We start from the raw sequence: 25,597 nt of genomic DNA on the forward strand, positions 1-25,597 counted from the left end.
CACACCTCTTACCCCACACCCCCAGCATCCTATCTCTCCGCGCCCGCGTCCTCACCGCGGCCGGGACCGCTCCCTCGCCGCCGCCCCTCGACGATCCGGCCGGTCGGTCGAGCCGTCGGGCGGCTCCGGACGCCCGACGACCTCTCCGGTCCTGCTCGCCGACCTGCCCTCCACCTGATCCGACCTCAGCCTGATGGCGGTTCAGGTCAGGAGGTGCTGGGTGGCCAGGGCGAGGACCTCGGCGCGGCTGTGTGTGCTGTGGACGGCGGCCAGTGACTGGTTGGCGATGGCGAGGGAGAAGAGGAGCATGCTGCGAGCCTCGGCATCGTCTGGGTCGGGGCAGAAGGAGCTGAACAGCGTGCGGAGGTAGCCCATGCGCCGGTTGTCGACGCGGCGGAGGCGTTCGGCGACCGTTAGGTCCCGGCGGGCCCAGTCGCGGATTGCCAGCTCGACGGGCATCAGTGGAGAGGGGGGGACCACGGTGCCCAGCAGTCGTATTTTGTCCCGGGCGTCTGTGCCTTCGGCCTCGATGCGCGCGATGATCTGGTCGGCGCCTTTCTGCTCCCAGGTGTCCAGCAGCGCCTCCAGGAGTGCTTCCCGGTTCTTGAAGTGCCAGTAGAAGCTGCCTCGGGTGACTCCGAGCGTCTTGGCCAGCACGTCGACCCGGACGGCGTCCGGGCCACCTGCGGCAAGGGCGCGCAGCCCCTCCTCGATCCAGGTGTCGCGTGGGGTGCGGGCTGTGGCCGCCATCGATTTCTCCTGCCGGTGTGATCTGCGACACGGCATCTTGTCTTCGCCGTCTCGTGGCCTCTAGCCTCTATCCATACAGTACACCACTGTATGGAATAATTGAAGGAGGCTACGATGCGACTCCCGAACATCGCGTACACCACCCGTCCCTGGCGCATCCACGAGATCGCCCCCGATTTCACGCTCGAGGACGTCTGGGAACTGCCGACCCCCGGCGGCCCCGACGACCTGTCGAGACTGGTGCAACAGATGACCTCTGGCAGCAACGGCGAGCACTCCTCCCGGCTGTATGACCTGCTGTTCGAGGTCCGCTGGAAGCTGGGCGACCTGCTGGGCTGGGACAAGAGCGACCAAGGCGTCGGCGAGCGGGTGCGGTCGCTACGCAATCGGCTGCCGGCGGACCTGCGCGACGGGCCGCGCGGCCCGGACTTTCGCGGGGTGCCGTTCACCGCGGTGTATCTGACGGACACAGAGTTCGTCGCCGAGACCGCTAACGGGACCGTGCACGCGCTGATGCACCTGGGCTGGGTGCCTGATCAGGCCGGCGGCTATCGAGGCCAGATGGCCACGCTGGTCAAGCCCAACGGCCTGCTCGGCAAGGCCTACCTGGCCGGGATCACGCCGGTTCGCCGGCTGGTGGTGTCCCCGGCACTGACCCGGAAGATCGGCCGCGGCTGGCAGTCGCAGGCCGGCAACCCCACCACTGGCATTTCCACGATAGGAGCGTGATCCACATGATCAAATGGGCCGGCCGCATCCTCGCCATCATCGGCGGCGGACACCTCACCCTCGGGATGTGGTTCAGCCGGGCCTCCTATGGGGACTGGCTGTCGTTGCAGCTGTGGGGCCACTGGCGGGACGACACACCGGCGGCCCATCACTTCTGGGGCAACCCGGCCGGTTTCGGCCTGCCGTTGCTACTCGTCGGCCTGCTCGTGCTATGGATGGACCGACGCGGCCTGACCCCGCCCGCCTTCCTTGCCTGGACGGTGCTGGCCTGGTCTGTCGTGCTCGCCGTCATCGCCGAGCCGACCCCGGCGCCGGTGCTGGTGGTCGCCGCCGTCCTGCTGTTGTGCGGAATCCGCCGCGCCGCCACACCCGCCACGCCCGCACCCGAACACAAGCCCACATCCGAACTCAACGGAGTGTGAGCACCTCGGCGGCCCACATAAACACTGAGCGCGCATCCGCGCACGCGGAAACGACTAGGCGCGCGGTCTCGCTATCCGGGCGAATCACGCAGATTGCTCACAATCCGATACGCGCCCTAGCGCAGCCGGTCGAGCGCCTCCGACAGGCCCGCGGTGGCGAGGGTGCGGTAGCGGGCGTACTCCGACTCCGGGTACTGCCGCGGCCCGTTCTCGACCAGCAGGATCAGGTACAGGTAGGCCCGATACAGATCCAGCCGCGTGCGCGCGGCGGCGGTGAGGTCGAGCGGAGTGACCTCCCGGTACCCGGCCAGCAGCGGATCCTCCTCGCGCAGCTCGCCGAAGATGGTCGGCGTGGCGAACTCGGCCAGCGGGTCGCCCCAGAAGGCCCGCTCGTGGTCGATGATGGCCTGGATGCGCGGCGGCCCCGTCAGGTCGAGGAAGACGTTGCCCTGCCAGACGTCGAAGTGGACCAGGTGCGGCGTCGTCACCTCGTCCAGGACGGGCGACACGGCGGCGACGACCGCCATGATCTCCACCGCCGGCAGCGGGAGCGGGGTCGGGTAGCGCTCGGTGTCGCCGAGCAGCGCCCCCACCATCGCCAGGTACGCCTCCCGCCAGGTCGAGCCGATGATCCCGGCGTGCGGGTAGCCGAACACCTCGCCGGTGATCCCGTTCAGCGCGGCCAGGTGACGGCCCAGCTCGCGGCGGAGGTCGTCCTCGCCGTCGGGGCGCGCCCGGTTCCACGGGACGCCGTCGAGCGCGCCGAGCAGCAGGTAGTCGCCGCCCAGCACCGGGTCGTCGAAGCCCGCGTGCAGCAGGGTCGCCACGGGCACGCCCGCCCCGGCGGCCAGTTCGCAGACCGCGGCCTCCATGCGTAGCAGGTGGCGTTCGTAGCTGAGCTGGTCGAGCTCGGGCGGCGGAGCCAGCTTGAGCACCACCTCACGCCCGTCGTCGAGGGCGAGCCGCCACACGGCGTTGGCGAAGCCGTCGGTCAGTTCGGTGCTCCGTGTGACGCCGAGGCCGAGTGCGCGCCGGGTCAGGGAGTCGAGATCGCCGGGGGATACGCGGCGTTTCGTCCTGCTGTCCACGGGATCTGATTGTGGAGTCAGGCGGCGCTGATCGTCCAGCTCGCCTCGTGCTCGTCGCCCGGTGCGAGCACCACCAGGTCGGTGCCGGAGTTGAACGCGTCGGGCGGGCAGGTCATCGGCTCGACCGCCACGCCCTCGTAGTCGAGCTGGCGGCCGGTGCACACCTGCACCCACGGCAGCACGGCGGGATCCCAGGTGACGCGGACGCCGCCGACCCGCGCCTCGCCCGCCGACAGGCCGGTGAAGGCGTGGTCGAGGACCGTGCCGTCGAGCGGGCGGGCCTCGCGGAAGTCGTACGGCGTGGCCGCCACGTCGGCCAGGCTCTCGGGCAGCAGGGCCGGGCCGGTCAGCAGCACCCTGGACGCGGGCAGGTGCAGCTCGTCGCCGCCGACCAGCCAGGGGTGCGGGCCGCAGCCGTAGGGGGCCGGCCGCTCGCCCTCGTTGCGCGCGGTGACCGTGGTGGTCAGGCCGTGGGAGTCGAGGCGGTGGACGACCTGGAGGCGCAGCGTGAACGGGTAACCGGGCGTGGGCGTGATCGTGTGCGCCAGCCGGACGAACGCGTGCTCGTCCTCGACCGACAGCAGCTCCACGACCTGCCAGTCGACGTCGGACACCAGCCCGTGCAGGGCGTGGCCGCGCTCCGGCTCGGTCACCGGCAGCTCGTGGCTCTCGCCGTCGAAGGCGTAGCGGGCACCGCCCACCCGGTTCGGCCAGGGGGCCAGGATCGTGCCCGCGAAGTACGGCACGGGCCCGTCGGCGGGCCAGGTGGTGATCAGGTCGCGCCCGCCGTGCCTGAGCGTTCTGAGCGCGGCGCCGCGCGGGCTGACCTGCGCGATGTAACCGCCACCGGCGAGCTGGGGCACGGGGGGTATCCTTTCGTCATCGTCAAGAGCAGGATATCTCCTGGTCAAGCCGACTCTCGCCGCACCAGATGGGTGTCGAGGATGACCACGGGCTGGTGCAGCTCCTCGCCGTTGATGCGAGCCACCAGCAGTTGCGCCATCTGGCGGCCCATCGCCTCCGTCGGCTGGTGGACTGTGGTCAGCGGCGGATCGGTGTGCATGGCCGCCTTGGAATCCTCGAAGCCGACGACCGCGACGTCCGCGGGGATGGCCCTGCCCTCGGCCTTGAGCACCCGCATCGCACCCACCGCCATCAGGTCGGAGGCGGCGAACACCGCGTCGAGCCGCGGATGCTGCGCCAGCAGCTCGCGCATCGCCGACGCCCCGCTCTCCTCGGAGAAGTCGCCGTAGGCCACCAGCTCGCGCAGCCCGCGCGGGAGCAGCGCGTCGCGGTAGCCCGCCAGGCGGTCGACGCCCACGCCCATGTCCTGTGGGCCGGCGATGGTGGCGATCTCGGCGCGGCCGAGGCCCAGCAGGTGCTTGACCGCCTGCCGGGCCCCTGCCCTGTTGTCCATGTCCACGTAACTGTGCGGGGCGGGGCCGACCGGCCTGCCGCCCAGCACGGTCGGCACGCCCATCGCCTCCAGCCGGCCCGGCAGCGGGTCGGCGCCGTGCAGCGACAGCAGCAGTACGCCGTCGACGTGCTGCCCCGTCAGGTAGGTCTCCAGCCGCTCGTGCTCCTCCCGCGACTGCGCCATCGCCAGGATGAGCTGGAGGCCCGTCTCGGACAGCGCCGAGCCGATGCCGCGGATGGTGCCGGCGAAGTACGGCTCGTCGAACACGCGCAGCTCCGACTCCGACACGACCAGCGCCACGGTGTCGGTGCGCCGCGTGACCAGCGCCCGCGCCGCCCGGTTGGGCACGTAGCCCAGCTCCTGGATCGCCTGCCGGACGGCCTCGCGCGCCTTCTCGCTCACGTTCGGCGAGCCGTTGATGACTCTGGACACCGTGCCCCGGCCTACCCCGGCTCGGGCCGCGACTGCCTCAAGAGTCGGTCGGTTCATGACGCCTATTCTGCCGGATGATCTGGGCATACCCGAGCGCGCTGTCCTTCAGCACGCGCTGCTGGGTGTCGAAGTCCACATGCACCAGACCGAACCGCTTGCCGTAGCCCCAGGCCCACTCGAAGTTGTCCATCAGCGACCAGGCGAAGTAGCCCTCCAGCGGCACGCCCGCCTCGATCGCCTGGCGGCAGGCGCGCAGGTGCGCCTCCAGGTAGCCGAGCCGGTCGGCGTCGTGCACCCGGCCGTCCTCCAGCACGTCGTCGAACGCGGAGCCGTTCTCCGAGACGACCATCGCGATCGGCGGGTAGTCGCGCGCCACCCTGGTGAGGATCTCCACCAGGCCGCTCTCGTCGATCTCCCAGCCCATCGCGGTGACCGGGTGGCCGCCGCTGACGAACGACACGTGCTGGCTGCCCACCCACGGCGAGGCCGTGTCCGTCGGCGCGGCGGCGGCGGACGCCCTGCCGCCGGGCGCGCCCGAGACGGTGAAGCGGCTGTAGTAGTTGACCAGCAGCACGTCGATCGGGGCGTTGATGGTCTGCATGTCGCCCGGCCGGATGAACCCCGGCTCGGTGAACGCGGTGCCCGCTCCCAGGTCCTCCAGGACGTCCTCGGGGTAGCGGCCCGTCAGCAGCGCGTCGAGGAAGAAGCGGTTCTGCAGGCCGTCGATGCGGCGCGCCGCGTCCAGGTCGGCCTCGCTGGACGTGGCGGGCGTGACCGCGTACAGGTTCACGCAGCCGCCGACCCGCCTGGCGTTCATCGCCTGGACGGCCAGCCCGTGCGCCAGGTTCAGGTGGTGCGCCGCCCTGACCGCGTTCGCCGGCTCGCGCCGCCCCGGCGCGTGCTCGCCGGAGGCGTAGCCGAGGAACGCCGCGCACCACGGCTCGTTGACCGTGCTGAACGTGTGGACGTGGTCCTTCAGCGCCTCGTGCACGGCGGCGGCGTAGTCGGCGAAACGGTACGCCGTGTCGCGGTTCGGCCAGCCGCCCCGGTCCTCCAGGGGCTGGGGGAGGTCCCAGTGGTAGAGGGTCAGCCACGGGTCGATGCCGTGGCCGCGCAGCTCGTCGCAGAGCCGCCTGTAGAAGTCCAGGCCCTTCTGGTTGATCGCTCCGGCCCCGTCCGGCTGGACGCGCGGCCACGACACCGAGAACCGGTAGGCGGTCAGGCCGAGGTCCGCCATGATCGCGATGTCGTCGCGGTAGCGGTGGTAGTGGTCGATCGCCACGTTCGCGTGGTGGCCGCCGAGCACGCGGCCCGGCGTCCTGGTGAACGTGTCCCAGATGGACGTGCCGCGCCCGTCCTCGGCCACCGCGCCCTCGATCTGGTAGGCGGAGGTCGCCGCGCCGAACGAGAAACCGGCAGGGAACCGCAGCTCGGAGCGTGTCTGCTCCTCCTGTGTCGTCACGCCTTGACCGCACCTTCCATGAGGCCGCCGACGATCTGGCGGCCGAACGCCACGAAAACAGCAATGAGCGGAATGATGGACAGCGCCGTCCCCGCGAAGATCAACGTGTAGTTGGTCGCGTACCGGGCGTTGAGCGAGGTGATCGCGATCTGCACGGTGGGGTTGTCCGGGGTCAGCACGATCAGCGGCCACATGAAGTCGTTCCACAGCAGCATGAACGTGTTGATGCCGAGCACCGCCATCCCCGGGCGCACCGCCGGCAGCACCACGTTCCACCAGATGCGCAGCGTGGCGGCGCCGTCGACCCTGGCCGCCTCCACCAGCTCGTGCGGGACGGCCTGCCGGGTGTACTGGGTCATCAGGAACACGCCGAACCCGTTGAGCAGGAACGGCAGGATGACCGCCTTGAGGGTGCCCGTCCAGCCCAGCGTCACCATCAGCCGGTAGAGCGGCACCACGCCCATCTGCTGCAGCGGCACCGCCATCGTCAGCAGCACGGCCAGCAGCAGCACGTTCCTGCCCCTGAACGACAGGCTGGCGAAGGAGAACCCGGCGAGCGTGGAGATGACCACCACGGAGACCGTCACGACGGTCGCCACGATGACGGAGTTGGTCAGGCCGAGCAGGAAGTGCGCGTCCTCGTTGCGCAGGACGCCGAGGATGTTCTCGCCCAGGTTCCCGCCGGGCAGGAACGGCGGCGGCACCGCCACCGCGTCGGCGTTGGTGCGCGAGGCGATGACGAGCATCCAGTAGAGGGGGAAGGCCGACAGCAGGACGGCCACTCCCAGCATGACCCTGGTGATGAGGGTCGGTGACCATTGGGTCATGTCGTGCCCCCGATCCTGCGCACGAGCAGGAAGTTGATCAGCGCGCCGATGAGGATGAGCAGGAACAGCAGCCAGGCGGCCGCCGCGGCGTAGCCGTAGTCGAACTCCCGGAAGCCCTGCTTGACGATGAACATCGCGACCGTCTGGAACTGGCCCTGCGACCCGCCGTCGACGTTGCCGTTGTAGAAGGTCGTCGGCTCGGAGAACAGCGTGAGCCCGCCGATCGTGGAGTTGAGCACGACGAAGACCATGGTCGGGCGCAGCAGCGGCAGGGTGATCTGCCAGAACTGCCGCCGCCGCGACGCGCCGTCGATCGCCGCCGCCTCGTACAGGTCGCGCGGGATCGTCTGCATCCCGGCCAGGAAGATGATCGCGTTGTAGCCGGTCCAGCGCCAGTCGACCATCGTGGCGATGGCGATCCAGGACGGGAACCGCTCGGCCCGCCAGTTGACATGGTCGACGCCGAACCAGCCGAGGACCCAGTTGACCAGCCCCCAGTCGCGGGCGTAGAGCTGGGTGAACACCACCGCTACCGCGACCACCGAGGTGACCAGCGGCAACAGCACGCTCATCCGGATCGCCAGGCGCAGCTTGAACCGCTTGTTGAGCGCGTTGGCCAGCAGCAGGGCCAGCAGCAGCTGCGGGATGGTGGCCAGCAGGAAGATGCCGACCGTGTTGGCCACGGCGTTCCAGAAGTCCTCGTCGGTCAGCAGCTTGGCGTAGTTGCCCAGGCCGGCCCACTCGACGGTGCCGGCCAGGTCGTAGTCGTAGAGCGAGTACCAGAGTGTGAAGGCCAGCGGGAACAGCCCGAAGGCGGCGAACAGCAGGAAATACGGCGATACCAGGGCGTACGGCATCGCCTTGACGTCCAGGGTGGATCGCCAGGGACGGCCGGGACGGAGGCGGCGATCGCGCCGCTGCGTCCGCGGAAGGGTGTCGAGGCTCATAACAGACCTTTCGCCGGCAGTGGGCCCGGCCCGCCCCCGTGGCGGGCCGGACGCGGAGATCAGCCCGCGGCCTTGACCGCGTCGTCCACCAGTTGCTGCCAGGCCTTGTCGTAGGCGACGGAGCCGTCGTCCATGCCCTGGATCACCGACTCGATGGCGTTCTTGACCTGGGCGTGCTTGACGCCGAGGAAGACGGGCTGGAGGCTCGCCGCCGACTTGGCGAAGATCTCACCGATGGGCGCGTCGTTGAAGAACTCGTTCTTGGCGCTCTGCACGGCGGAGTCCTGCTGCGCCTTGGTGTTGCTCGGCATGTTGCCGAAGTCGGTGAAGATGCTCGCCTCGGTCTGCGCCTGGGTCAGGTAGTCGGCGACCGCCGCGGCCTCCTTCGGGTGCTTGCTCTGCTTGGGCACCGCGAGCCAGGAGCCGCCCCAGTTGCCGCCGCCGCCGGGCACCGCGGCCACGTCCCACTCGCCCTTGCCGCCGTCGCCGGCGTTGCCCTTGACCACGCCGAGCATCCAGGACGGGCAGCCGACCGTGGCGAACGCGCCCTTCTGGGTGCCCGCCGCCCACTCGTCGGTGAAGTTGCGCAGCTTGGCGGTCAGGCCGAGCCGGCTCATCTTCGTGGCGAAGTCGAAGGCCGTCTTCACCGCCGGGTTCTTGTCGACGATGAGGTTGTTGTCCTTGTCGAAGTAGGAGACGTTGCCGTTCTTGGCCGCCTCCTGGTACAGGACGACCTGATAGAGGGTGTTGGTGCCGTCGGTGAACTTGGTGTCCTTCACCTTGGCCTGGAACTGCTGGCCGACCTTGACGAAGTCGTCCCAGCTGGCCCACAGGGCGCTGACCTTGTCCCGTTCCGTGGGCAGGCCGGCCTTCTTGAACAGGTCCGTGCGGTAGCACAGGCTCATGCCGCCGATGTCGGTGCCCAGGCCGAACACCTTGCCGTCGGGGGTGACGCCGTTCTCCCACTTCCAGGCGGGGAAGTCGGCCTTGCGGGAGTCCAGGCCGAACTCTTTCAGATCGGCCCACCACTCGGGGTGCGCCTTGGCCAGGCCCATGCCGCCCTCGTCGATGCCGACCACGTCGCCCGCGCCGTTGCCCGCCTGCAGCCACTGGATCATCTGCGGCCAGTACTGCTGCTCGAACTGGTCGGTGAGGTGCTCTTCCTTGATCTGGACGTCCTTGTGCTCGGCGTTCCACTTGGCGATCGCGTTCTTGTAGCCGAAGTTCGTGCCGCCGCCGAAGGTCTGCACCCTGATCGTGACCGGTTGCGCCGCCGCGGAGGAGGCGGGCGCGCCGGCAGAAGGGCTTCCGCTGGAGCCGCAGGAGGTGACGGCCAGCGCCGTCGCGGCCAGCGCGGAGGCCGCGGCCAGGCCGCCGCGCCGCTTGCTGATCATCATGGGGGAACCCCTCTCGGGTGGATGTGGGAGGTGCGGGGCGGCCCGGTGCTGCCGGCCGCGATGGGATGATTTGGGAGCGCTCCCACAAAGGGTGCCCGTGCCGCATGACCTCGTCAATCCACCGCAACGTAACCGTTACCAACCGCACGAACCGTCGTGGTGAAATCGGATTTCGCATCGCAGATGCCCCAGACGGCTGTATGGGAGCGCTCCCATCACAACAGGTGTCTTTCGTGACGCCTCCCGGGCAGGCCACGTGGTGACAGAGAGCGCGCTCAGCAGGCGGCGGCGCGCTCCAGGAGGAGCGCGCGTTCGCGCTCGTTGCGCGTCAGCGCCGCCGCGCGCTCGAACTCCTCGCGGGCCTCGGCCGTCCTGCCCAGCTTGGCCAGCAGGTCGCCGCGGACGCTCGGCAGCAGGTGGTACCCCTTGAGCGCGGGCTCGGAGACGAGCTGGTCCGCCAGTTCGAGCCCCACCGCCGGGCCGTACGCCATCGAGAGGGCGACCGCCCGGTTCAGCTCGACGACGGGCGACCGGGAGAGCCTGGCCAGCGCCTCGTAGAGCGCGGCGAGGCGTGCCCAGTCGGTCTCCTCAGGGGTGAGGGCCCTGGCGTGGCAGGCGGCGATGGCGGCCTGCAGGGCGTACGGGCCGAGCGCGCCGCCGAGCTCTTCGGCCCGATCCAGCGCGGCCAGGCCGCGGCCGATGAGGAGCCTGTCCCAGCGCGCCCGGTTCTGCTCCAGCAGCAGGATCGGCTCGCCGGACGGGCCGACACGCGCGCCGGCCCGCGAGGCCTGGATCTCCATCAGCGCGACGAGCCCGTGCACCTCGGGCTCCTTGGGCATCAGCCCGGCCAGCACCCGCCCCAGCCGCAGGGCGTCCTCGCACAGGCCGGGACGCATCCAGTCGTCGCCCGCCGTGGCCGAGTACCCCTCGTTGAAGATCAGGTAGATGACCTCCAGGACGGACGACAGCCGCCCCGCCAGTTCGTCTCCCTGCGGCACCTCGAACGGGATCTGCTTGTCGGCCAGGGTCCGCTTGGCCCGGACGATCCGCTGGGCCACCGTCGGCTCGGCGACGAGGAACGCCCGGGCGATCTCGTCGGTGGTCAGCCCCCCGAGCACCCGGAGCGTCATCGCCACCCGGGCCTCGGTCGACAGCACCGGATGGCAGGCCGTGAACACCAGCCGCAGCAGGTCGTCCTCGATCTCGTCGGGGTCGGACGGCGGCTGCTCGTCCTCCAGTTCCCGCCCCAGCTCGACGAGTTTGCGCTCGAACCGCTCGTTCCGCCGCACCATGTCGACGGCCCGGCGCTTGGCGACGGTCATCAGCCACGCGCCGGGATTGCGCGGCACGCCCGACGCGGGCCACTGCTCCAGCGCCGCGACCAGCGCGTCCTGGGCGAGTTCCTCAGCGACCCCGACGTCGCGCATCATCCGGGCCAGCCCGGCTATCAGCCGGGCGGCCTCGATCCGCCAGACCGCCTCGATGGCGCGGTGCGTGTCAGAACCCGTCACCCGCCTATCAGAGCAGCCCGCGGCCGAGCGCCGCAACGGCCGCAGGTCAGAACTCGCGCCTGTCTCTCAGGAGTTCGCGCAGGTCCGCCTCCCGCTGGGCGGTCTCGGGGGTCATGGACTCCTCCGGCAGGTCGGACGGGTCGAACACCTGCCAGACGTCCAGCCCGACACCGTTGCTGCCGGGCGGGACGGGCAGGCGCAGCGCCCACTCCAGGGCCTCCTCGCGGGACTTCACCTGGATCAGCCAGATGCCCGCGATGAGCTCCTTGGCCTCGGCGAACGGGCCGTCGATCACGGTGGCCTTGCCGTCGCTGTAGGAGATCTGCGCGCCGTGCGAGCTCGGGTAGAGGCCCTCGGCGGCCAGCAGGACCCCGGCCTTGGCCAGGGCCTCGTTGTACTCGATCATCTTGTCGACGAACTCCCTGCTGGGCAGCGCCCCGGCCTCGGTCTGCTCGTTCGCCTTGCCCACGATCATGAACTTCACTACGCGTCTCCTTCGGTCGAGCGTCCGGCCTCATGGCAGCGTCGAACGCGCGCGGCGCGAATCGACAGCGGAGTCGAAGTCTTTCCGAGACCTCTCGACCCGGGCAACCGCGAAAGCCTGCGAAGCGCGCACCCGAGGGGAGCGGGCGCGCGCTTCGCAGGCAGGGGGATGGTGAGGGAGAGGGGGAGGGGGAGTTGGGGGATGGCGGGGGAGAGGGGGGCTCAGCCCGCGTAGTCGGGGTAGCCGTAGCCGACGACCTGAGACGTGGGACGGACCCGCTGCTCGACGACGCCGTTGCCGGTGTTGCCCTCGACGGTCGAGATCGTGCCGTCGCCGTTGTCCTTGACGACGAAGCCGACGTGGTTGATGTCGTCCAGGCTCTTGCTGCCGCTCCAGGCGAAGAAGACGACGGCGCCGGGCTTGGGCGCGGTGCCCCAGTGGTCGTTGTGCTTGAACCACTTGGCGTGCTCGACGGTGTAGGCGTCGGAGCCGATGGAGCCGCTGAGGCCGGTCTTGTCGCCGATCCAGGAGACGAACATCGAGCACCAGGCGGCGTTGATGTAGTCGGCCCTGGTGCCGCCGTCGCGCTGGATGGTCTCGGCGGCGCGGGCCGAGTCGGCGTACCACTTCTGGAACTTGGTGCCGCCGCCCAGGGCGTTCTCGGAGGTGCCGATCTGCGCCTTGGCGAGGGCGATCACCTGCGCGGCCGTGACCTTGACCTTGGCGCTCCGCTCGTGGTCGGCCGGGCGCACCTGCGAGTGCTGCGGGTGGGTCAGCGCGGCGGAGGGGGTGGTCTGGGCGTTGGCTGCCGTGGGTGCGGCGATCGCGGCGGCGATGACGGTCGCGCCGAGGGCGGCGCGGGCGTAGCTGAACTTCGGGGCACGAGCAAGTCGGTGCATGGCCATCGTTCGGGGATACTCCTTGCTTCCATGCCGCTTACCGGGTTAGCTGACGGGTTCGGACATGGAAGCTGTCCTACGGCACTGACGTGCCGATTCACCCCAAGGAACGTGGGTCCCCGGTTCCGCGCGAGGCGGATTCAGCGGTCACAGGTAGTCCTGTGATGTGTCTTGCGATGGACAGGCGACGAACCGGACAAACCGGACGTTACGCCTCGAATGACTTAGAAGGTAATACATCGGGCAAGCGGATTACAAGTGCATAAATGCCCAGCTAGGAGAGTTGCCGCCTAGCGTCCGTCAGAAGCCCCATCATGGCAAGGGAATCGTCAAGGGTTATGACTTGGCTCTCAGTGCGTCCCTCGGCCAGCGCCGCCCGCACCTCGCGCAGCTCTCCGACGTAGCCGCTCTCGCCCGGCTCCAGGACGTGGACCTCGTCCTCCATCGACGGCCCCGACAGCACCACCCGGCGCGGCGCCCAGAACGGCGCGTCGATCTGCGCCCGCATCCCGGTGCCCACGACGTAGGCCTCGTTCGGGTACGACCCCAGGAGCGACGCCTCCACCAGCGCCCGCCTGCCGCCCGGGTACAGCAGCACCCCGCCGACCTCCGCGTCGACGCCCGAGGGCGCCAGCGACCCCGTCACCTGCAGCTCCGACGGCATCCCCAGCAGCAGCTGGGCCAGCCCGAACGGGTAGATCCCCAGGTCGAGCAGCGCACCCCCGCCCAGCTCTGGCGCCCACAGCCGGTGCGCCCGGTCATAGGGCAAGGCGAACCCGAACGACGCCTGCACCGACCGGATCTCGCCGAACCGGGGGTCGCCGGCGATCCGCTGGATGAGCGGGTTGAACCGCATCCACATCGCTTCCATCAGGAAGACCCCGGCCTCCCGGGCCAGCCGCACCATCCGCTCGGCGTCGGCGACGGAGGCCGCGAGCGGCTTCTCGCACAGCACCGCCTTGCCCGCCGCGATCGCGGCCTCGGCCACCTCCAGGTGCTGGGCGTGCGGCGTGGCCACGTACACGGCGTCGACGGCCGGATCGGCGCACAGCTCCGCGTACGACCCGTAGGCCGACTCGGCGCCCAGCGTGGACGCCAGCGCCGCCGCCCTGCCGAGGTCACGCGAGCCGACGGCCGCCACACGCATCCCCGGCTCCGCCGCGATGACCGCGCCCACGGTCTGCGCGATGCCACCGGTGGCGGCGATACCCCAGGCGAGATCTCTCATGGAGAGAGCGTAAAGGATCTACCCCAGAAAGTTGAAGGTGTCCGGATCCGGCCCGATCCGGAGACCGCGGTTCATCGCGCCGATGGCGGCCATGTCCTCGACGTCCAGGGTGAAGTCGAACACCTGGACGTTCTCCTTGATCCGCGACGGTGTGACCGACTTGGGGATCGCCACGTGGCCGAGCTGCACGTGCCAGCGGAGCACGATCTGGGCGGGGGTCTTGGCGTGCTTGCCGGCCAGCACGGCCAGCGCTGGGTCGTCCAGCAGCTCCCTGCCCTGCCCGAGGGGGCTCCACGCCTCGGTCAGGATGCCGTTGGCCTCGTGGAAGTCGCGCAGCTGCTTCTGCTGGAAGTAGGGATGCAGCTCGATCTGGTTGAGAGAAGGAGAGATGTCCGTCTCGTTCAGCAGCCGCGTGAGGTGCTCGACGGCGAAGTTGGACACGCCGATCGCCTTGGCCCGGCCGTCACGGTAGATCCTCTCCAGCGCCCGCCAGGCTTCGACGTACTTGTCCTGTTCGGGCACTGGCCAGTGGATGAGGTACAGGTCCACGTAGTCGAGCCCGAGCCTGGACAGGCTCCCCTCGAAGGCGCGCTCGGCCTGGTCGTGGTCGGCATTCCACAGCTTCGTGGTGATGAACAGCTTCCTGCGCGGGACGCCCGAGTCGCGGACCGCACGCCCGACGCCCGCCTCGTTGCCGTAGGCCTGCGCGGTGTCGACATGGCGGTAGCCGGCCTGGAACGCGGTCTTCACGGCCTGTTCGGCCTCGTCGTCGGGGACCTGCCAGACCCCGAAGCCGAGCTGCGGGATCTGCACGCCGTCCATGTTGAGCATGAGCGAGTTCATCGAAACTCCTTGAGTATGGTGACTCCCGCCCCGCCTTCGGGCGGGAGAGGAGCGCGGCATGGTGTCGCCTGCTTCCTGTCGAACACGTGCTCGACGCATTGCTGAGCGTAGTAGCTTGCGTGCGTGGCGCAATGGGTGACACGTGCGTTCACCATGACCTCCGGAGGAAGTCCGGTCCTTTGGGGCCGGGAGGTATCCGGGCCCCGCCAGGAAAAAAGCCGGACGTGGTGAGGCTGCGGCGGTCCCGGGCCCGTCTACGTGAGGGGCACGCTGCCGGTTCGCGTCCCCAGGCGTCTGATCAGGCGTGCTTCCGGTACTCCCGTGCCGTCCTCTTCGTCGAGGCGGGTGACGCCGTCCTTGGTGAATCCGGCCTTCTCGTAGAACCTCAGGGCGGTGGCGTTGGGGGTGTAGGCGTAGACGCAGATCGGGTCGTGGCCCCGGGTTTCGAGGTCGGTGAGGGCATGGGCGAACAGATCGCGGCCCAGGCCCGTGCCGATGAGGTCCGGTTCGATGTACAGGCCGTACACCTCTGCGGCGCCGGCCCCGAGGTCGGCGTCGTCGTCCGCCGGTCCGGTGCGGCAGAAACCGACGACGGTTCCGTCGTGCTCGGCCACCCACAGCCGATGGTCTTGCGGCATGGCCGCCAGGTACTCTGCCCAGTCCGCCGCGTCCTCGGCCGGGTCCAGGGCGTCGAGGAACGCCTCCGACATGAAGCCGGCGTACGCCGAACGCCAGGCGCGGACCTTGAGACGGCCGATGGCGGGCGCATCGCCCACCGAGGAAGCTCGGATCATGAACGGACCCTACAAGATCCTTAAGCGTGGTGGATGCGGTCGTTCCCGTCAAAGAGCGGAGGAGTCACTGTTCACGTGGCGTTTTTCGCGGCGTAAGTCGGCGGGGCTAGCTTGAAGCGGTCGTGAACGGGCCATCACCCGGCTGGGAGAACAGACTGGGAGACAGAGTGGGCAAGCAGGCGTCGGCCTGGGTGGAATCTCCCCTGCAGATGCTGTGCGCCGTCGAGGCCCACCATGCCGGGCTGCTCGGCCCCGAGACCGCGGTCGTGCCGCGGGCGGGCCTGCGGGCGCTGCGGGCCACCCGCAAGGAGCTGAACCGGCTCGACCTGCCCGACGGGCTGGAGCTGACGGAGCCGCGCGAGCAGATGCCGCGCAGGATGCAGGCCGTCGGAGACGCCTTCTCCGGCAAGGTGCAGCTGCGCTGGCTGACATCCAACCCGGGCCACATCGTCATCGTCGACGACGGGCTGGCCACGCTCCGCCTGCTCGAATTGCTGGCCGCGGGGCCGTTCCGGCCGCTGCTTCGGGCACGCGCCGAGCCGGGCCCGCTGCGTACGGCGCTCGGGCTGGCCGCCGCGCTCAGGCTGCGCGCGAGCCGCGTGTCCGTCTTCACCGCGCTGCCCGTGGACGAGGAGCTGGAGGCGGGCGTCAGGAGGGCGGGCGTCGAGCTGGTCCGCCACGGCTTCGACTGGCTGCGCGACCAGCCGCCGAGCAAGCACGGGCCCGTCGAGCGGACGGTCGTGCTCGGCACCGCGCTGGTCAGGAACGGGCTGGTCCACCGCGACCACTACCTGCGCTGGCTGACCGCGCTCGCCGAGCAGGAGCCGCTCGCCTACTACCCGCACCGCCGCGAGGACCCGCAGGACGTCGCGGTGATCCGCGAGCGTCCCGGCATCACCGTGCACGACGCCGGGGCGCCCGCCGAGCTGACCCTGCGCGGGCTCGACCCCGGCCAGCGGGTGCTCAGCCTGCCCTCGACCGCGATCGCCTCGCTGCGGGTGCTGCTCAGCCCGCGCGGCGTCGCCGTCGAACCCGTGGACGTTCCCGATGACTGGTGGACCAGCAGGGCGGCTCCCGCGCTGCGCTCTCATTTGACAGGAGTGACCGGGTGAGGGTGCTGGCAGTGGCCGACTCCGACTCGTACCTGAAGTGGGCGGCCTGCCTGCTGGACGACCTGCCGCCCGGCTGCGTGACGGACCTGGTGGTGGTGCGCACGCCGATCGCGCCGTCGCCCGAGCAGATCGCCGCCGCCGTGGGCGGGCGCGCCACGCCGCCCGTGCTGTCGGCGCGGGCCCTGCGCCGGATGGCGGAGCGCGAGCGGCCCGACGTGATCCTCGTCGCCTGCACGGGCCCGGTGGTGGACGTGCTGGTGGCGGAGGTGCTGCACGGGCTGCGCCCGCGTCCGGTGTTCGCGACGGGGCTGCCCGGCATCTCGGTGCCGGCCACCGAGAAGGCGTGGGAGTTCCGCAGCGGCTGCGACCTGTTCGTGGTGCACAGCGAGCGCGAGGTGGCCGAGTTCTCCGCCATCGCCGCGCGGCTGGGCGGGGGAGGGGCGGTCGGGCTGGCTCGGCTGCCGTTCCTGCGGCCGCAGCGGGCCGGAGCGCGCGACGCTCGCGGAGCCGGCCGCGACCGGGTGGTGTTCGCCACCCAGGCCAAGGTGCCCAAGGAGCGCGAGCAGCGGGAGCGCGTCCTGCTGTCGCTGGCCGAGCTGGCCGCGCGCCGCCCCGACCTGGACGTGGTGGTCAAGATGCGCGCCCTGGAGGACGAGCAGCAGACGCACCGCGAGCGCCACCACTACCAGCGGCTCTGGCGGGAGCTCGGCGAGCCGGGCAGGCTGTCGTTCGCGGCGGGCTCGATGGCCGAGCAGCTTGAACAGGCCGCCGGGTTCGTCACCGTCAGCTCCACGGCGGCGCTGGAGGCCATCGCCCAGGACGTGCCGCTGCTGGTTCTGAGCGACTTCGGCGTGAACGCCGAGATGATCAATGTGGTGTTCGAGGGCAGCGGCGTCCTCGGGACGCTCGACGAGCTGACCCAGGGCGACTTCCGGGCGGCCTCCCCAGCGTGGTGCGCCGCCAACTACTTCCACCCCCGGGAGCGCGACGACTGGGCGGGCCTGCTGACCGGGCTGGTCGCCGGCCCGCGCACCCCGGCCCGCTCGCTGCTCGACGGCCCGGCGCACGCCGCCGCCCGCCGCCGGGCCAGGCTGCGGGTCGAGGTGCCGCCCACGGTTCTGCGGGCCGGCTACCGGGCGAAGCGGCGGGTGCGCCGCTACCTCAAGGCGCTCAGCTGACGACGCCGAAAGCGCCCGGCGTGATGGCTCCCGGTGTTCGGGAGTCATCACGCCGGGCGCTCAGTCGTCCCTGGTGAACGCGGGTCCGCCGAAGGCGCCGGGCGTGGGGGCTCCGCGCCGGGCGGTTCGCGTCACAGCGCCGATCTGATCTTCCTGCGCAGCCGGGTCAGCGCGGTGGGCCTGGCCGTCAGGGCGAGCGTCTCCAGGCGCTTGCGCTTGAAGTAGCGCGGGTCGAAGCCGAACCCCGGAGCCGGACGCAGCTCCGGGTACGCCTCGGGCTGCATGCAGTAGCCGACCGCGCGCACCAGCTCCTGCAGGTCCACCCGCGGGGCCGCGCTCACCTCGCCGCCCTCCGACAGCCGGGGGAGCAGCGCGTTCACGACGGTGACCGGCACCCGGTTGCTGTTCTCGTACGGGGTCAGCCGGTCCAGCACCAGCTCGGTGCCGTACGAGGCGACCGGCAGGCTGAAGTACCGCTGGGCCGTCACCAGCCCGGTCGAGAAGCAGCCCACCACCAGCTCCGGCCTGAGCGCGGCGAAGCACACCTCGGCCGGCACGCTCTCGCCCGCCACGATCAGCCGCACCCCGAGAGCGTCGGCGGCGATGCGCAGCAGCTGGGAGTGCCTGCGCCCGGCGGACGGGTGCGGCTTGAAGACGACCGTCCGGTACCCGCGGGCGGCCAGGGCGCGCAGCATGGTCTCGTGCAGCGCCGCCTCCTCGGCCGGCGTGACGATGTCCAGCGCCGACAGGTACTGGCCGAGGATCATCGCCTGTCCGGCCATCATGTCGGGCGCTGTCGCCGTCACCTCCCTCACGACCGCCAGGAAGGCCGCGTCGGGCAGGACCACGGGGGGCACATCGTACTCGCTGAGCAGCAGCGGCGTCAGCCCCGGCACCAGGTCCAGGTGGAGCAGGCGGGTGATCCGGCGGAAGATCTCGGCGGGCATCGGGTCGCGGGTGGGCCCGTAGCTCATCAGCCCGTCGGAGTAGACGGTGATCGGGCAGTCGCGCACCAGCCCGGCGATCGTCCGCGCCGGCGCCACCGCGATCGACTCGAGCACCAGCTCGTCCACCTGGCCGAGGTCCAGGTAGGAGCGGATCAGCCGCTCCATCATCGGCACCTCGATCACCCGGGCCTTCCAGTCCGACGGGTGCAGCGGCGCGATGACGTCGTTCCACGAGTGCACCTCGTCGAACCGGGACCGCAGGACGGCGAAGCCGGGCGTCCTGTCGAGCGGCACGGCCACCTCGGGGATCGCCGCGTTCGTCGACACGATCAGGACCCGGCGGCCGTCGCCGAAGCGGCCGTCGTCGATCGCGGCCGCCAGCGACATCGCCCCGAACAGCGTCGAGGCGTAGAAGACCGTCGTCATCAATCCTCCCGATCCCGGCGCAGCCGGACATGGGGGCTGGGGGGCAGGTCGGGCAGCAGCGCCCGCAGTGTCGCCTCGCGATCGACGGACATCCGTGACACGGCGTCCACCACCACGTCGGTGGGCAGCGCGCGAACCGCCTGCGCGCCGCGTTCCTCGAAGCGGGCCCGCAGCTGCGGGGTGAACCGGTCGGCGATCTCCAGGTGGTGGGCGAGCAGCGCGCAGAAGTTCCGCACCGCCTTGGGCAGGAACTCCTCCTCCAGATCCTTGAACACCAGGTCGAAGGCGTCGAAGAAGTGCAGCTGCCGCTCGTCGCCGACCTGCGTCAGCGACCCGGCCACCTGCCGCCGGTAGAACACCCCGGCCAGCGAGACCACCGCGAACGTGGTGGCCTCCCTGTGCAGCCGCCAGATCCACGGCCGGTCCTCGGCCGTGTGCAGCGAGCCGGGGAAGTGCAGCAGGTCGTGCAGCGAGCGGCGGTAGACGCCCGCCCACGCGTACGGGTAGTCCACCATGGTCCGCACCCCGGCGGGCAGGATCGCCTCACGCGGGGGCAAGACCGCGCCACGCCGCGCCAGCGGGGCGCGGTGCACGACCCGCTTGCGGCCCTCGACCTGCACGTGGTCGGCGCGGACGAAGTCGCAGCCGAGCCCGTCGATGGCCTCGACGAGCTGGGGCAGGTAGCCGGGGGCGAGCCAGTCGTCGCCGTCCATGAACGTGACGAACCGGCCGGACGCCGCCGACAGCCCGGTGTTGCGCGCGTCGGCCAGGCCGACGGGCGTGGGGTTGCGCAGGACGGCCAGGCCCGGCAGGTCGGCGAGGAAGTCCTCGGCGATGGCGCCGGTGGCGTCGACGGACCCGTCGTCCACCACGATGAACTCGAAGTCGTGCCGTGCGTTGCGGCACAGGGAGGCGAGCGCGTCGGCGATGAAGCGCTCGCCGTCCCTGACCGGCACGACGACCGAGAGTGTGATCAACGTGCCTCTCTCAGACGGTCACGCGGCGCAGGCGGGCCTTGGGCGCCTCCTCGCCAGGGAAGACGCGCTTCACGCCGTCGCCCATGGCCTGCTCGATGATCCGGATGTCGCGTACCAGGTGCTCCAGCCCGGCGGGCTCCAGCGAGGCCGCGTGGTCGGAGCCCCACATGGTGCGGTCGAGCGTGATGTGCCGCTCCACGCAGACCGCGCCGAGCGTGACGGCGGCCAGCGAGATCTGCAGCCCGCGCTCGTGCCCGGAGTAGCCCACCGGCACGCCGTACCGCTCCTTGAGCGTGGTGATGGTGCGCAGGTTCGCCTCCTCCGGAGGCAGCGGGTAGGTGGACGTGGCGTGCATCATGATCAGCTTGTCGGTGCCGAGGATCTCGACCGCCTTGTCGATCTCCGACAGCGTGGACATGCCGGTCGACAGGATGATCGGCTTGCCGGTCAGGGCCAGCGCCCGCAGCAGCTCGTGGTCGGCGACGCTGGCCGAGGCCACCTTGTGCACGAGGACGTCCATCTCCTCCAGGAACTCCACGGACGGGGCGTCCCACGGGGAGGCGAACCAGTGCAGGCCGCGCTCGGCGCAGTACTTGGCGATCTGCCGGTACTCGTCGTGCCCGAACTCGGTCCGCTCCTTGTACTCCAGATAGGTCATCTCGCCCCACGGCGTCTGCCTGATCTGGTCGCGCTGCTCGACGGGCACGCAGATGGACGGGGTACGCTTCTGGAACTTGACCGCCTGGCAGCCCGCGTCGGCGGCCACGTCGATCAGCCGGCGGGCCAGGTCGAGGTCGCCGTTGTGGTTGATGCCGATCTCGCCGATCACATAGACCGGCTCGCCGTCGCCCACCAGCACGTCCCCGATCGCCACCGGGCCGAACCTGGGCCGCTCCTTCACCTCGGGTGCGGCGGGCTCGGGCCGGGCCGCCACGACCCGGTCGCACAGCTCGCGCACGGCGCCGTCGCCGCCGTTCTTGGTCAGCACCACCCGGGCGGCGGCGCGCACCTTCGGGTGCGCGTCGGGCACCGCGATCGGCCAGCCCACCTCGGCCATCGGGCCCAGGTCGTTGACGTCGTTGCCGACGTAGGCGACGCGGGCCGGGTCCAGGCCCTCGATGGTCAGCCAGTCGCGCAGCACCGTCCGCTTCTCGGCCAGGCCCTGCAGCACGGGCACGCCCAGCTTGCGGGCACGGGCGGCGACCACCGGGTTGTGCTCGGTGGACATCACCAGCACCTTGACGCCCGCCCTGCGCAGCAGCGCCACGCCCATCCCGTCGGAGCGGCTGACGAGGACCATCTCGCGGCCCTCGGAGTCGACGTAGGCGCGGTCGTCGGTGTGGACGCCGTCGAAGTCGGTGATGACCGCGTCGACGTCGATCGGCTCGGGCTTGTCGATGAACGGGGCGAGCGCGCGGACCAGGTCCAGGTCTTCAGGGTTGTCGACCTCGACGGCGTGCTGCGCGGGCACCGGCTGCACGGCGATCGTGCCGAAGAAGCGGTGCCCGTGCTCGCGCAGGCCGGAGGTGCGCATCACGTAGAACGCGCCGTTCTCGCGGAACTCGGCCTCGCGGTCCTGCCTGCGCAGCCTGACGGCGGGGTCGTGGTTGACGCCCGCGCCGGCGGCCGTCCAGAGGAACTCGTGCGTCGCCAGCCCGGACACGACCGAGTCGGCCTCGCCGTCGAGGACCATGCGCACCGCGGACGACAGGTTCTCCGGGTCGATGAACGCGCTCGTGCACTGCACGAGCACGACCACCTCGGGGTCCTGCTCGAGAGTGTCGAGGGCGTGCAGCACGGCGGACTCGCTGGACGCGGTCGCGCCGCTCAGCTCCTCGGGCCGGTCCACGACGATCGCCCCCGCCTCACGGGCGACGTCCGCGATACCGGCGTGGTCGGTGCTCACCACCACCTGGTCCACCAGTTCGGCCTGCCGGCAGGCCCGCACCGCGCGGGTGACCAGCGGGACGCCGCCCACGAGGGCGAGGTTCTTCAGGGGAACGCCCGCTGAACCTCCGCGGGCGGGAACTACGGCCAGGACTCGCAAGGTGACTCCTCCATGCTTCGGGGTGTCCCCAGAAGCTAAAGGCCCCTGTTGAACTGGCAGCGTCACCCCCATTAACTTTCCATGGGCATCCGGTAGAGCAACTCTGGCCGCCCCACCCCGCCGTACTGCGGGAACCTCGCCGCCAGCCCCAGTTCCACCAGATATTCCAGGTACCGTCGCGCGGTCACCCGCGACACCCCTGCCGCCGCCCCCACCGCCTGCGCCGACACGCCCTGCGGATGCCCCCGAAGGTGCGCCGCGACCGTGTCGAGCGTGTCGCGCGACATCCCCTTGGGCAGCTCCGAGCTGCCGCGCAGGGTGCCGAGGACCCGGTCGACGTCCCGCTGGGCGACGATCTCGCCCGCCTCCTCCCTGAAGCGGGCGTAGCGGTTCAGCTTCTCCCGCAGCGTGGCGAAGGTGAACGGCTTGAGCAGGTACTGCGAGACGCCGAGCGAGACCGCCGAGCGCACCATCGCCAGGTCGCGCGCGGACGTCACCGCGATCACGTCGCAGAGCAGCCCCCCGGCCCGCGCCGCCCGGCACACCTCCAGCCCCGGCATGTCGGGCAGGTACAGGTCGAGCAGGATGAGATCGACCGGCGTGTGCCGCAGAAACCGCAGTGCCTCCCCGCCGGTCCGCGCCACCCCCGCCACCGCGAAGCCCGGCACCCGCTCCACGTAGATGCGGTGGGCCTCGGCCATGATCTCCTCGTCCTCGACGACGAGCACCGAGATCATCGGGCCGGCTCCGGGACGGGCAGCCGCACGGTGAACTCAGAACCGTCGACCTCGATGGTGCCGCCCAGCCGGCGCACCGCCTGCCCCACCAGCGCCAGGCCGAGGCCGTGCCCGTCGCCCTTGGTGGTCCAGCCTCTCGCGAACGCGTCGGCGCCGGTCAGGCCGGGCCCGTTGTCGGCCACCCGCAGCACCAGCCCGGAGGAGTCGCCTCGCAGGTGCACCTCGACCCGCGAGGCCGCGTCGATGGCGTTGTCGATCAGGTTGCCGACGATGGTCACCAGCTCCCGCGCGTCGAGCCCCAGCTCGGCCAGCTCGTCGTCGAGCTCGCTGTCCTGGCTGATCACCAGCTCGCTGCCACGCTCGGCCGCCTCGGCGCTCTTGCCCAGCAGCAGCGCCGCCAGCACCGGTTCGCGCACCGAGCCCATCACCCGGTCGGTCAGCTCCTGGGCTGCGCGCAGCTCGGCGGTGCCGAACGCCACGGCCTGTTCGGCGCGTCCGAGCTCCACCAGGGTGATCACGGTGTGCAGGCGGTTCGCCGCCTCGTGCGCGGCCGAGCGCAGCGACTCGGCGAAGCCGCGCTCGGCGTCGAGCTGACCGGCCAGCGCCTGCAGCTCGGTGTGGTCGCGCACGGTCACCACGGTGCCGAGCCTGCTCGCGGCGCTGTTGACGGCCAGCACCCGGTCGCCGACCAGGTGGATCCGCTCCTCGCTCGCCGACAGCACCTCGGCCAGGCCCAGCTCGGCCACGTGCCGCCCCTCGGCGTCGGCGGGCAGGTCGAGCAGCAGCCGGGCGGCGTCGTTGCACAGGGTCAGCTCGCCGTCTCTGCCGACCAGCAGCAGGCCCTCTCTGACGGCGTGCAGCACCGCGTCGTGGTGTTCGTGGATGCGGCCCAGCTCGACCGGGCCCAGCCCGTGGGTCTGGCGGCGCAGCCGCGCCGTCACCAGCCACGTGCCCGCCGCGCCGAGGCCCAGCCCGAGCAGCGCGATGAGCCCGGTCCAGGCGAGCTGCCCGCGCATCCTGGCGCTCACCCTGTCGACTTTGATGCCGGCGCTGACCAGCGCCCGCACCCTCTCGCCGGCGCGCACGGGGGCGACCGCACGCACGGACGGGCCGAGCGTGCCCGTGTAGATCTCGGTGAACGTGCGGCCTTCCAGCGCCGGCTGGATGTGGCCGAGGAACGGCCTGCCGATCTCGGCCGGGTTGGGATGGGTGTAGCGGGTGCCGTCGGGCTTCATGATGGTGACGAAGTCGACGCCGGCGTCGACCCGCACCCGCTCGGCGAACGGCTGCAGCCGCAGCGTGGGCGACGGGTCGTCGAGTGCGGTCTGCACGTCGGGCGAGGCCGCCACGCTGGCCGCCGCCGCCCTGGCCGAGGCCATCGCCTCGGCCTCGACCAGCTGGTTCGCCAGGACCGAGACGGCCACGGTGGCGCCGGCGAGCGTGACGGCGACCACCAGCAGCTGCAGGACCAACATCTGTCCGGCCAGGCTCCAGCGTCGCATGTGCGCCTCTCCATGAACGAAACTTACGCAATAGTGACCTGGATCACTATGGTCCGCATATTTGCACTGTCAGCACTGTTCTCAAAGCCGGAGAGTGCCCCCCATGCGTGATCGCACCCGTTACCTCTACCTGGCCGTCATCGTGGCGGTCGTGCTCGGGATCCTCGTCGGATACCTCTGGCCGGACGTGGGCAAGGAACTCAAACCCATCGGCACCGGCTTCGTCGCGCTGATCAAGATGGTGATCAGCCCGATCATCTTCTGCACGATCGTGCTCGGTATCGGCTCGGTGAACAAGGCCGCCAAGGTCGGCAAGGTCGGCGGGCTGGCTCTCGGCTACTTCATCGTCATGTCGACGTTCGCGCTGCTCATCGGCCTGCTGGTCGGCAACCTGATCGACCCGGGAGCCGGCCTGCACCTGACCGACGCGGGCAAGCAGGCCGCCGAGGCGGAGGCCGCCAAGGGCGGCGAGAGCAGCCTGGTGGACTTCGTCCTCGGCATCATTCCGGCCACCCTGGTCTCGGCCTTCACCTCGTCGCAGGTGCTGCAGACGCTGCTGGTGGCGCTGCTCACCGGGTTCGCCGTGCAGGCCATGGGCGCCAAGGGCGAGCCCATCCTGCGCGGCGTCGAGCACATCCAACGGCTCGTGTTCCGCATCCTGTCGATGGTCATGTGGGCGGCACCCGTCGGCGCGTTCGGCGCGATCGCCGCCCTCGTCGGCGCCACCGGCCTGGAGGCGCTCAAGAGCCTGGGCATCATCATGGGCGCCTTCTACCTCACCTGCCTGCTCTTCGTCGGCGTGGTGCTCGGCACGGTCCTGTGGGTGTTCGCCCGGATCAACCTCTGGTCGCTGCTGCGCTACCTCGGCCGCGAGTTCCTGCTGATCCTGTCGACGTCGTCGTCGGAGACGGCGCTGCCCCGGCTGATCGCCAAGATGGAGCACCTGGGCGTCAGCCGCACCGTGGCGGGCATCACGGTGCCCACCGGCTACTCCTTCAACCTCGACGGCACCGCCATCTACCTGACCATGGCGACGCTCTTCGTCGCCTCGGCCACCGGGGCGCCGCTCCAGGTCGGCGAGCAGGTGACGCTCCTGCTGTTCATGATGATCGCCTCGAAGGGCGCGGCGGGCGTGAGCGGCGCCGGCCTCGCCACGCTGGCGGCCGGGCTGCAGTCACACCGGCCGGAACTGGTCGACGGCGTCGGATTGATCGTCGGCATCGACCGGTTCATGTCCGAGGCCAGGGCGCTGACCAACTTCGCGGGCAACGCGGTCGCCACCATCCTCATCGGCAAGTGGACGGGCGACTTCGACCGCGAGCGGGCCGCCGAGGTGCTGGCGGGACGCGTGCCGTTCGACGAGGCCACGCTGCTCGACGAGCCCGAGGAGGCGGAGCCGCCCGCCCCGGGAACCGAGAAGGAACTGGCTCCGGCCTAGCGG

General features: G+C 70.8%; 24 protein-coding genes and 1 riboswitch. Of the genes, 5 read left to right on the forward strand and 19 right to left on the reverse strand.

The genetic code is table 11. From position 1 onward, the window contains the following. Nucleotides 1–201: 201 nt before the first annotated feature. Entirely contained in the window at nucleotides 202–750 is a 549-nt protein-coding gene (locus ABZ297_RS29900) for a TetR/AcrR family transcriptional regulator (protein ID WP_355352680.1), read from the reverse strand. 114 nt (nucleotides 751–864) lie between these two features. Here ABZ297_RS29900 and ABZ297_RS29905 point away from each other — a divergent pair, with 114 nt between their 5' ends. Further along, nucleotides 865–1,479 carry a DUF2867 domain-containing protein gene (locus ABZ297_RS29905; RefSeq protein WP_355352683.1) on the forward strand — a complete coding sequence of 205 codons (615 nt, stop codon included), beginning with the start codon at nucleotides 865–867 and terminating at the stop codon, nucleotides 1,477–1,479. A gap of 5 nt (nucleotides 1,480–1,484) precedes the next feature. Continuing rightward, entirely contained in the window at nucleotides 1,485–1,901 is a 417-nt protein-coding gene (locus tag ABZ297_RS29910; RefSeq protein WP_355352686.1) for a DUF6463 family protein, read from the forward strand. Nucleotides 1,902–2,017: 116 nt separating this feature from the next. Here ABZ297_RS29910 and ABZ297_RS29915 read toward each other — a convergent pair whose 3' ends face one another. From ABZ297_RS29915 to ABZ297_RS29975, 13 genes are all read right to left on the reverse strand, one after another. Next, nucleotides 2,018–2,989, reverse strand: coding sequence for an aminoglycoside phosphotransferase family protein (locus tag ABZ297_RS29915; protein WP_355352689.1), 972 nt, complete (start codon nucleotides 2,987–2,989; stop codon nucleotides 2,018–2,020). A gap of 17 nt (nucleotides 2,990–3,006) precedes the next feature. Then, entirely contained in the window at nucleotides 3,007–3,852 is an 846-nt protein-coding gene (locus ABZ297_RS29920) for an aldose 1-epimerase family protein (protein ID WP_355352692.1), read from the reverse strand. 44 nt (nucleotides 3,853–3,896) lie between these two features. Then, nucleotides 3,897–4,895 carry a LacI family DNA-binding transcriptional regulator gene (locus ABZ297_RS29925; protein WP_355352695.1) on the reverse strand — a complete coding sequence of 333 codons (999 nt, stop codon included), beginning with the start codon at nucleotides 4,893–4,895 and terminating at the stop codon, nucleotides 3,897–3,899. Beyond that, nucleotides 4,876–6,300 carry a GH1 family beta-glucosidase gene (locus tag ABZ297_RS29930; protein ID WP_355352698.1) on the reverse strand — a complete coding sequence of 475 codons (1,425 nt, stop codon included), beginning with the start codon at nucleotides 6,298–6,300 and terminating at the stop codon, nucleotides 4,876–4,878. Before ABZ297_RS29930 ends, ABZ297_RS29925 begins: the two co-directional genes overlap by 20 nt. Then, nucleotides 6,297–7,127 carry a carbohydrate ABC transporter permease gene (locus ABZ297_RS29935; protein WP_355352700.1) on the reverse strand — a complete coding sequence of 277 codons (831 nt, stop codon included), beginning with the start codon at nucleotides 7,125–7,127 and terminating at the stop codon, nucleotides 6,297–6,299. The genes ABZ297_RS29930 and ABZ297_RS29935 overlap by 4 nt, the downstream gene beginning before the upstream one ends. Next, complete coding sequence (locus tag ABZ297_RS29940; protein ID WP_355352703.1) at nucleotides 7,124–8,074, reverse strand: sugar ABC transporter permease; 951 nt, start codon at nucleotides 8,072–8,074, stop codon at nucleotides 7,124–7,126. The genes ABZ297_RS29935 and ABZ297_RS29940 overlap by 4 nt, the downstream gene beginning before the upstream one ends. Nucleotides 8,075–8,133: 59 nt before the next feature. After that, nucleotides 8,134–9,471, reverse strand: coding sequence for an extracellular solute-binding protein (locus tag ABZ297_RS29945; protein ID WP_355352706.1), 1,338 nt, complete (start codon nucleotides 9,469–9,471; stop codon nucleotides 8,134–8,136). Nucleotides 9,472–9,746: 275 nt separating this feature from the next. Further along, complete coding sequence (locus ABZ297_RS29950) at nucleotides 9,747–10,982, reverse strand: RNA polymerase sigma factor (protein WP_355352709.1); 1,236 nt, start codon at nucleotides 10,980–10,982, stop codon at nucleotides 9,747–9,749. 46 nt (nucleotides 10,983–11,028) lie between these two features. After that, nucleotides 11,029–11,457 carry a YciI family protein gene (locus ABZ297_RS29955; protein WP_355352787.1) on the reverse strand — a complete coding sequence of 143 codons (429 nt, stop codon included), beginning with the start codon at nucleotides 11,455–11,457 and terminating at the stop codon, nucleotides 11,029–11,031. A 230-nt stretch (nucleotides 11,458–11,687) separates the two neighbouring features. Further along, the gene (locus ABZ297_RS29960) at nucleotides 11,688–12,371 is read right to left on the reverse strand and encodes a CHAP domain-containing protein (protein ID WP_355352712.1); all 684 of its coding nucleotides are present in this window, start codon (nucleotides 12,369–12,371) and stop codon (nucleotides 11,688–11,690) included. Between the two features lie 13 nt (nucleotides 12,372–12,384). After that, nucleotides 12,385–12,521, reverse strand: a riboswitch (cyclic di-AMP (ydaO/yuaA leader). Nucleotides 12,522–12,639: 118 nt separating this feature from the next. Continuing rightward, nucleotides 12,640–13,593, reverse strand: a complete 954-nt coding sequence (locus ABZ297_RS29965) for a Gfo/Idh/MocA family oxidoreductase (RefSeq protein WP_355352715.1) — start codon at nucleotides 13,591–13,593, stop codon at nucleotides 12,640–12,642. A gap of 18 nt (nucleotides 13,594–13,611) precedes the next feature. Then, on the reverse strand, nucleotides 13,612–14,436 hold the full coding sequence (locus tag ABZ297_RS29970) for an aldo/keto reductase (protein ID WP_355352718.1): 825 nt from the start codon (nucleotides 14,434–14,436) through the stop codon (nucleotides 13,612–13,614). Between the two features lie 254 nt (nucleotides 14,437–14,690). Then, entirely contained in the window at nucleotides 14,691–15,230 is a 540-nt protein-coding gene (locus ABZ297_RS29975; RefSeq protein WP_355352721.1) for a GNAT family N-acetyltransferase, read from the reverse strand. 167 nt (nucleotides 15,231–15,397) lie between these two features. Between ABZ297_RS29975 and ABZ297_RS29980 the strand changes: the two genes are divergently transcribed. Together ABZ297_RS29980 and ABZ297_RS29985 are read left to right on the forward strand one after the other, a co-directional pair. Further along, nucleotides 15,398–16,342 carry a hypothetical protein gene (locus tag ABZ297_RS29980; RefSeq protein ID WP_355352724.1) on the forward strand — a complete coding sequence of 315 codons (945 nt, stop codon included), beginning with the start codon at nucleotides 15,398–15,400 and terminating at the stop codon, nucleotides 16,340–16,342. Then, entirely contained in the window at nucleotides 16,339–17,520 is a 1,182-nt protein-coding gene (locus ABZ297_RS29985) for a DUF6716 putative glycosyltransferase (protein ID WP_355352727.1), read from the forward strand. Before ABZ297_RS29980 ends, ABZ297_RS29985 begins: the two co-directional genes overlap by 4 nt. A gap of 131 nt (nucleotides 17,521–17,651) precedes the next feature. On the opposite strand, the gene ABZ297_RS29990 is transcribed toward ABZ297_RS29985, so the two are convergent. The 5 genes from ABZ297_RS29990 to ABZ297_RS30010 form a co-directional block, all read right to left on the reverse strand. Then, complete coding sequence (locus ABZ297_RS29990) at nucleotides 17,652–18,893, reverse strand: alpha-2,8-polysialyltransferase family protein (protein WP_355352730.1); 1,242 nt, start codon at nucleotides 18,891–18,893, stop codon at nucleotides 17,652–17,654. After that, nucleotides 18,893–19,870: a glycosyltransferase family 2 protein gene (locus tag ABZ297_RS29995; RefSeq protein WP_355352733.1), complete on the reverse strand. Its 978-nt coding sequence runs from the start codon at nucleotides 19,868–19,870 to the stop codon at nucleotides 18,893–18,895. The genes ABZ297_RS29990 and ABZ297_RS29995 overlap by 1 nt, the downstream gene beginning before the upstream one ends. 10 nt (nucleotides 19,871–19,880) lie before the next feature. Beyond that, on the reverse strand, nucleotides 19,881–21,917 hold the full coding sequence (locus ABZ297_RS30000) for an N-acetylneuraminate synthase family protein (protein ID WP_355352736.1): 2,037 nt from the start codon (nucleotides 21,915–21,917) through the stop codon (nucleotides 19,881–19,883). A 71-nt stretch (nucleotides 21,918–21,988) separates the two neighbouring features. Beyond that, entirely contained in the window at nucleotides 21,989–22,654 is a 666-nt protein-coding gene (locus ABZ297_RS30005; protein ID WP_355352738.1) for a response regulator, read from the reverse strand. Further along, the gene (locus tag ABZ297_RS30010) at nucleotides 22,651–24,156 is read right to left on the reverse strand and encodes an ATP-binding protein (protein WP_355352740.1); all 1,506 of its coding nucleotides are present in this window, start codon (nucleotides 24,154–24,156) and stop codon (nucleotides 22,651–22,653) included. Before ABZ297_RS30010 ends, ABZ297_RS30005 begins: the two co-directional genes overlap by 4 nt. Nucleotides 24,157–24,259: 103 nt before the next feature. Between ABZ297_RS30010 and ABZ297_RS30015 the strand changes: the two genes are divergently transcribed. Next, nucleotides 24,260–25,594, forward strand: a complete 1,335-nt coding sequence (locus tag ABZ297_RS30015; RefSeq protein ID WP_355352742.1) for a cation:dicarboxylase symporter family transporter — start codon at nucleotides 24,260–24,262, stop codon at nucleotides 25,592–25,594. Nucleotides 25,595–25,597: the final 3 nt, after the last annotated feature.

Origin of the sequence: Nonomuraea sp. NPDC005983 (genome assembly GCF_040614375.1) — a bacterium.
Lineage (GTDB): Bacteria > Actinomycetota > Actinomycetes > Streptosporangiales > Streptosporangiaceae > Nonomuraea.